The organism is Cohnella sp. GCM10020058, assembly GCF_042683485.1.
Taxonomy (GTDB): Bacteria; Bacillota; Bacilli; order Paenibacillales; family Paenibacillaceae; genus Cohnella.
This window is the reverse complement of record NZ_JBHUJV010000017.1, coordinates 745,625-752,816: the sequence shown is the minus strand read 5'-3', so window position 1 is coordinate 752,816 and position 7,192 is coordinate 745,625. Positions and strand designations below refer to the sequence as shown.

General features: G+C 51.7%; 8 protein-coding genes. 2 read left to right on the top strand and 6 right to left on the bottom strand.

The window, feature by feature from the left end:
* Nucleotides 1–413 precede the first annotated feature (413 nt).
* The 5 genes from ACFSR7_RS30645 to ACFSR7_RS30625 form a co-directional block, all read right to left on the bottom strand.
* Complete coding sequence (locus ACFSR7_RS30645) at nucleotides 414–977, bottom strand: hypothetical protein (RefSeq protein ID WP_378168164.1); 564 nt, start codon at nucleotides 975–977, stop codon at nucleotides 414–416.
* Nucleotides 978–1,274: 297 nt separating this feature from the next.
* Complete coding sequence (locus tag ACFSR7_RS30640) at nucleotides 1,275–2,084, bottom strand: SDR family NAD(P)-dependent oxidoreductase (RefSeq protein ID WP_378168162.1); 810 nt, start codon at nucleotides 2,082–2,084, stop codon at nucleotides 1,275–1,277.
* Between the two features lie 33 nt (nucleotides 2,085–2,117).
* Nucleotides 2,118–2,879, bottom strand: coding sequence for an SDR family NAD(P)-dependent oxidoreductase (locus ACFSR7_RS30635; RefSeq protein ID WP_378168160.1), 762 nt, complete (start codon nucleotides 2,877–2,879; stop codon nucleotides 2,118–2,120).
* A gap of 27 nt (nucleotides 2,880–2,906) precedes the next feature.
* Nucleotides 2,907–3,329 (bottom strand): cupin domain-containing protein, encoded by a 423-nt coding sequence (locus ACFSR7_RS30630; RefSeq protein ID WP_378168158.1) that lies wholly within the window; start codon nucleotides 3,327–3,329, stop codon nucleotides 2,907–2,909.
* Nucleotides 3,330–3,361: 32 nt separating this feature from the next.
* Nucleotides 3,362–4,327, bottom strand: coding sequence for a C-terminal binding protein (locus tag ACFSR7_RS30625; protein WP_378168156.1), 966 nt, complete (start codon nucleotides 4,325–4,327; stop codon nucleotides 3,362–3,364).
* Between the two features lie 179 nt (nucleotides 4,328–4,506).
* On the opposite strand from ACFSR7_RS30625, the gene ACFSR7_RS30620 reads away from it, so the two are divergent.
* Nucleotides 4,507–5,187: a GntR family transcriptional regulator gene (locus ACFSR7_RS30620; RefSeq protein WP_378168154.1), complete on the top strand. Its 681-nt coding sequence runs from the start codon at nucleotides 4,507–4,509 to the stop codon at nucleotides 5,185–5,187.
* 28 nt (nucleotides 5,188–5,215) lie between these two features.
* Here the strand turns inward: ACFSR7_RS30620 and ACFSR7_RS30615 are convergent, their stop codons facing one another.
* Complete coding sequence (locus ACFSR7_RS30615; protein ID WP_378168153.1) at nucleotides 5,216–6,079, bottom strand: helix-turn-helix domain-containing protein; 864 nt, start codon at nucleotides 6,077–6,079, stop codon at nucleotides 5,216–5,218.
* 118 nt (nucleotides 6,080–6,197) lie between these two features.
* Here ACFSR7_RS30615 and ACFSR7_RS30610 point away from each other — a divergent pair, with 118 nt between their 5' ends.
* Entirely contained in the window at nucleotides 6,198–7,145 is a 948-nt protein-coding gene (locus ACFSR7_RS30610) for a phytanoyl-CoA dioxygenase family protein (protein ID WP_378168151.1), read from the top strand.
* The last annotated feature ends 47 nt before the right edge of the window (nucleotides 7,146–7,192 follow it).

Below are 7,192 nucleotides of genomic sequence, written 5' to 3'. Positions count from 1 at the left end.
AGGGTAGTTCGACTTGCTCAATTCAATGCTGGTATAACTTTTGCTTCCACCCCGAAAGGCTTCAGCGTCCGTTTGTTTTAACGCTCGATGTTCAGTTTTCAAGGAGCAATCTCTAACATTTGTTTCACTTGCTTGTCCACCTCGTTTTTGTGAGGCAGGAATTAGATCATAACAATTAAGACTGAAACTTGCAACAATCAATTTTTTACAATTCATAATATCTATTGAGGTGCGTCAAGAAGTGACCTCCTATTAAGGTCTCAGCGTCTATCTATAAGCGGAAACAAAACGCACGCCGATGATTCTGCCGATTAATATCGCTCACTCTCGGGATGAGCTCGTGCGACTGAATTTAAAAAGCCGCTCCTCGTTTGAAGGGAGCGGCTCATAATGCCGAGTCTCAAAGCTAACTTTTAATTCATTAAGCTTGGATCTATGAAACCTTCCCAAGCAATGACCGATTGCGCATAATTGTCGATTACATTGGCCGCAGACTTAATAGATGTCATATCGAAGCTGTCCAATTCTCTAAAATCTTTATCTCTTGCTGTCGTCGAACTCTTAGCATAATCTTGATCGTATAAATAAGCCAAAGATTCGTTAAAGCTAATATCCGTTTCTTTAAAGTAATTTATGTACGTATTAATTGTAGCATCAGCATCCGGTTCCAGTGACTGCAAAGATGAGCGGATCTTTTCCAAGTCCTCAAGTATATAATATAGATCCTGGAAACCTAAATCCTTCTTTGTTAACTGCTCTCTTTGGATATCTTTTAATTGAATCAATAGTGAATTGATCTTTTCCAGCGAAGCATTTTTCTTCTTCTCGGCAGCTGCATTGGTTGTTATACTTGTGCCAGAGCTAACAGCTGCATCTATTTTAGTAGCGATCGGTGTTCTGTCATGTTGTTGGTTACATGCACTAAGAACAGAAAGAGATAATACAAAAATCAAAACCAATCGCTTTTTCCCGTTCAATTGCGCCCCTCCATAATACGTACAATACGCATCAAATACATCATCAACCTTGATGATTATATTCAATTTTTTCCACATTAGTCAAGATCTTAAGAGATCATTCAACCATACTAGAATACGAATTCGGGAGAGAGACCTTGCAGTTAATAAAAAAGAGCATTGGGACGACTCTCCCCCTGCTCTTCGTATATTCTCCAGACGTCTCAACAAAGTCATGCTAACTATAACAGTGATACAGTGTATCCGAATGAGAAGCTGATCTCCTGATAAAGACAGTTGCCGACTTTCGACACTGAATCACGCGCCGCTCCAAACCGACGGATCGTGATGGAAGGAAGGAATCTGCTCCGGCCCTTCATATGCGGAATATCCGCCATCGACATAAAGAACCGTTCCCGTAATATATTCCGCTTTGGAGGAGCAGAGAAACAGAACGGCGTCGGCGATATTCTCCGGCGTGCCCAGACGCGCCTGCGGCGTTCTTCGCACCATATCGTCTTCCTTCAAAATCCCTGCGCTGAAAGCCTGATTTAATCCGTCCGTTCGAATGTATCCGGGAGCTACGGCATTTACCCGAACTCCGTCCAGTGCCCATTCGCAGGCGAGCGTCCGGGTAAAGCTGTCCACCGCCGCTTTGGAAGAAGCGTACGGAAGACGCCGGCTGACCCCGCCAGCGCCAAGAATGGATGAGATATTGACCACCGCCCCCGCCCTTTGTTTCAACATCAATCTACCGGCTGCCCTCGCGCATAGAAACATCGATTTGACGTTCGTATCATAGATAAAATCCCATTCTTCTTCTGTAAAACTAACGGTCGGTTTGCGGATCGTCGTACCGACATTGTTAATTAGAACATCTAGCCGGTTATATGTCCGATGGATCTCCGCAAACAGGCTTTCCACATCCGCGGCGGACGATACATCCGTTCGAATGCTTATGGCCTTGCCTCCCATGGCTTCAATCTCTCGCGCAACGCTTTCCGCAGCTCCGCCGTCAATATCCGAGATCACGACGGAAGCGCCTTCCTTGGCGAACGCGAATGCAGTGGCTTTCCCGATCCCGTTGCCTGAACCGGTCACCAGAACGACTCGATCTGCAAACTCCACCCTAATCATCCTTTCGATGCGATTGACTAGCCCTTATGTTCTGAGGAAAAACCGCGTGCTGGAGCCCCCATCGACGGTCAACACTTGCCCGGTGACAAAATTCGAGTCCGAGGATGCGAAAAATGCGACGACCTTGGCCACATCGTCCGGGTAACCGATCCGGCCGAGCGGGATCTGTGCGCCGATGGCTGCCGGATCGTGTCCCGGTTGGCCGTGAAACTTTTCCACGTCCGTGGCGCCTGGCGCGATCGCGTTGACCTGAATGTTGTACTGCGCAAGATCGAGCGCAAGCTGGCGGGTCAAGGCATTGATCCCGCCCTTGGACGCCGCGTAAGCCGAATACTGCGGCATCGTCGTGTTCGCATGAACGGAGCTGATGAAAATAATCTTTCCCTCGCCCTGTTTGACCATATCCCTCGCGCAGGCTTGGGCGCAAAAGAAGCCGCCCTTCAGGTTCGTGTCCAGCACCTCGTCCCAACGTTCTTCCGTAACTTCAAAAAAGTCGTACGTCGGATCGATCGCCGAATTGTTGACCAAAATATCGACGCCGCCCCATTGCTCACGGATGGACTCCATCATCTCGCCGATCTGCTTGACGTCGGAGAGGTCCGCCCGGTGGAGCAGCGCTTTTCCGCCCGATGTCCGGATCGTCTCCGCCGTTTCAATGGCCTGCTGCTCGCTGCTGCGGTAGTGAACGACGACATCGGCGCCTTCTTTTGCCAATTCCATTGCAATTCCGCGTCCGATTCCTCTGCCGGCTCCCGTGACGAGCGCGATTTTCCCTTGCAACCTCATAGATGAACGCCTCTTTCTGAATCGGAATTATTCATGGTTCGTCACGTATGACTTGCCCCATTCCCGAAGTCGCAGGTCGTATACGGGGTTGGCGCCTTCCTCCGGATGCGTGGGCCAAACCGTGAAAATGACCAGCTCTTCCGTATCGCTCTTGTTAGCGATGGCGTGATAGGAGCCGCCCGGAATGAACGCGACGTCGCCTGGCAGCAGGTCGTACTCCTGTCCATCCAGACGTACCATGCCCTGGCCTTTAATCACCAGATAAAATTCGTCATATTCGGTCGGATGATTATGATCGGCATGACTCGCTCCCGGCGCCACGATTCCCATATTGATCTGGGTGTTATACGTGTCCGAATTCGTTCGGTCGATGAGCATTTTGGACGAATACGTTTCGTCGACGAACAACGTTTTTACTTCGGCTGCGCGGATCACGTTCCCAATACGCATGAGACAATCACTCCTCGGCTGATGTTAAATAGTTATTCGTTACTGAATTTGTTGACGATCGAAGGAACAGGCCTGCCTTCCAGGCAGTCCATGATTCGCATGGCAAGCAGATCTCTTAACCGGTTCTCGGATTGCTCGGAATACCAGGCCGCATGTCCCGTAACGATCGCCTTCGGATGCTGGAGCAAGGGATGATCCTTGTCCGGCGGCTCCGACTCCATAACGTCCAGCGCGGCAAAGGATACGACGCCTTCGTCCAACGCAGCGAGCAAGTCGCGTTCGTCGATGATCGGCCCGCGCGAGACGTTAATAATGGCCGGCTGCTTCAGCATGCGGGTGAACGTATCGGTGCAGAACATGCGACGGGTTTGCTCCGTCAACGGACAATGGATCGTGATGATGTCGGAAAGCGCAAGCAGCTCGTCGAAGCCGGTTATTTCCGCGTTGGAAGGCAACTTCGCATGAGCAAGATATGGATCGCAAATCAGAATCTTGCAGCCGAAAGGAGCCATCATCTCGATCACTTTCATACCGATCCGCCCAGTCCCGACGACGCCGAGCGTCGTCTCTTTGATCGCGCGTATCGGTTTAAGCGCTTGCACTTTTCCCCAATCGCCTTTTCTTGGCAACGACGTTGCCGTCGGCAATTTTCGGTTGACGGCAAAGATGAAGCTGACCGCATGCTCCGCGACTTCGTCGATGCAATAATCCGGCACGTTAATGACCGGTATTCGCCTTCTGGAAGCGGCTTCAAGATCAATATTGTCGACGCCCACGCCGTATCGTCCGATCGCTTTCAGTCCCGGCAAGCGGTCCAATAAAGCATCCGTTACCTGTTCGAGATTTACGATCAGCCCCTCGACATCCGTTAGCGAATCCGCAAGATCCAGTGGATCGTCGCATTCATAATAGTCGGCTTGATAACCGGCCGGCTCGAACAACTCCCGCTCCCTGCGGTCTCCGAAAATACCCGCGCCCAATATCGCAAGCTTTCTCACTCCCCGCTCTCTCCTTTCCCGCAACGTTTTACAAGTGCTGCAAAATAAATATACAACACAAATAATTTGTATACAATATATAATTATAGTATTCATAATGTCTGTGTTGAATTCAAGCCTTTGAAAGAAGTACAATCAAACTTAAGATGAGAAATTACGAGCGGGAGTGGATCAAGGAAATGAACAAATTGGACGATCCGCTGGCGCGTTCGCTTCAGGCGAAGGAAATCGTGAAGCGGCTGAGAACCGACATTATTCTCGGCGAGTACAAATCGGGGTCCCGCTTGATCGAATCAAAAGTCGCCGACCGGCTCGGCTGCAGCCGGGCGCCGATTCGAACGGCTTTTCAATTGCTGTCGCAGGAAGGGCTGGTGCTGAATCTCTCTAACGGCGGTACCGAGGTGATCGGCTTCACTTCCAAGCAAGCGCATGATTTATTCGAGCTGCGCCTGCTGCTCGAACAGAAAGCGCTCGAACAAGTATTGGCGAGTCGTTCCTTTCATTTCCGGCCCCTTTTCGAAGCCATGGAGGACCTGGAACGACGTCTGTCTATTCCCGGGAACGCGCCGTCGAGCGCGGAGACGTCCGTTCTCGACATCCAGTTCCACCGCAGCCTGGTGACGATGGCGGAGAACAGTCCCCTACTGTCGGCATGGAATACGATGGCGAACGTGTTCCAGGCGATTTTGGAAATCACGAATATGACCAGCGCGACCTACCGGCAATTTTACGAGAGCCATCGTCGGCTGGCAGATCTGGTCATTCAGAGGAATCCCGATTCGTTGGACGAGCTGACGCGTCATATCTCGAATGCCAAAGAAATCATTATCGCCCGGCTCGAACAAAACATGAAGCCCTGACCGCATCGCGATTTTTACTCTTGAGCGATTACAGGAAACGGCTTCTTTTGCGGTAAGCGCCGGGCTGCATGCCCGTATGTTTTTTGAACCATTTACAAAAATGATGCACGCTGCCGAACTTCATCCGTTCGGCGATCGCGGTGGAGCTAAGGTCCGTTTCCTCTAGAAACTGCCGGGTTTTGGCCAACCTGGCCTGGTTATGATAGTCACGCGGCGTCTGCCCGAAGCATTGCTTAAACAATCGGGAGACATAATCATGGCTAAAAGGCAGCCCGTCCGTCAGCCAATCGGTCCGGTAGCTCTCCATCGTATGGCTTTCCAGGCTTTCTTTCACGCGAAGGATTCGCTTGTCTTGCGGCAAAGCAGGCGCAGGCTCCTCGATCACCCATCGCGCGACTCTGGCCAACAGTTCCGTGAGCAGTCCTCTTAACACCAACGCGCCCATCGTTCGGTTACCCCGATACTCCTCGACCAATCGCTCGAAGTATGGCAGCGGCCAAGCGCCCGTCTCCATCCTCGCGGGAAACGGTACGGGGACATCGGAGTTCATTTTTTCGAAGCGATCCCAATTCACGTTTTGAATCATTCGCAGAACATCGTCTAGGCCGGAATGACCTTCATAACCAAAGTGCAATCCGTACAACACCAGCGGATCGTCTTCGCTCGAGCAGAACCAGTGCGGCTGCCCGGGACCGTAGGTGAACAAGCATCCGGAATAAACGCGGAACGACTGGTTACCAATCCTCGCATTGCCTTTCCCGCTCCTCACGTAGATCCATTGATAATCCCCGATGATTCGCGGCCCGAACGATTCGCCCGGAACGCCGACCCACCGGTTCGCAAAATGAACGACGGGCTGTGCGTTTTCGATTGCCTTGACGAATGCTTCCAACCGTGATCCCTCCCTTGATTCCATTCCGGTAAATGACAATCCTTTCCGCTGCCATCTAAATGATTATCACCAATTGGATGTTATGATGGCAACAATACGAGAGGAGGAAACGCAAATAATGAATCCCGTAATGGACAATGATCGAAAGCCAGTCTCAGGTACGTTCTCGGACGCCAGCCCGCTTCTTGACCAGCCCGATCAATTGCGCGCCAGAGCGAACGAAGATGGCGTTCTGTTCTTCAAAGGCCTTCTCCCGCGGGCCCGCGTACTCGAAGTCCGAGGGCGTGTCATGGACATTCTGGACAGCTTCGGCGTAATGAACCCGCAGTATCCGCTTCTGGAAGGCATGGCCGATATCGAAGCCGTCAACCGTTACACCTCCGATGAGCTGCAATGGAACGGCGTAGGCGTCACGTTCGAGATGTACCACCGGATTCAAAAGCTTGAAGCATTCCATGCCATGGCCCATTCTCCGGAAATCCTGGCGGTATTCTATACCCTCTTCCAAGAATCGCCGTTTCCGCATCCGCGGAATATCGGCCGGGTCATGCTCCCGCATCGCGACGCGAAGATCACGCCTTCGCACCAGGACTTCCTTCATATCCAGGGGGCGTCCAACACCTGGACCTGCTGGATGCCGCTGGGCGACGTATCGAGACAGCTGGGCGGCCTGGCCGTGCTTAAAGGAAGCCATCAGGCAGGACTGCTCGGCGTATCGAGCAACCCTGGAGCCGGCGGGCTGGAATCAATCCTGTGCGGACTTGATTACGAGTGGCAGACGGTCGATTATGAGGCTGGCGACGTGCTCGTCTTTCACAGCCACACCGTTCACAAGTCGATGCCGAACCAAATCCCGGGTCAGATCCGGTTATCGTGCGATTACCGCTATCAGCCGGCAAGCGAAGTCATCGAACCTGCTTCATTGAAGCCTCATGGTCCGTTTGAATGGGATGAACTCTATGCGGACTGGACCAATGAGGATCTGAAGTATTATTGGAAGAGCAAGGAATTCCGGTTTACGGAATTCGATCATTCTATCCGCTGGCAAAAAGACAAAATATGCTGATGGACGAGAAGCTGCGAACCGGATTTTCGGCGTCGCAGCTTCTGTTT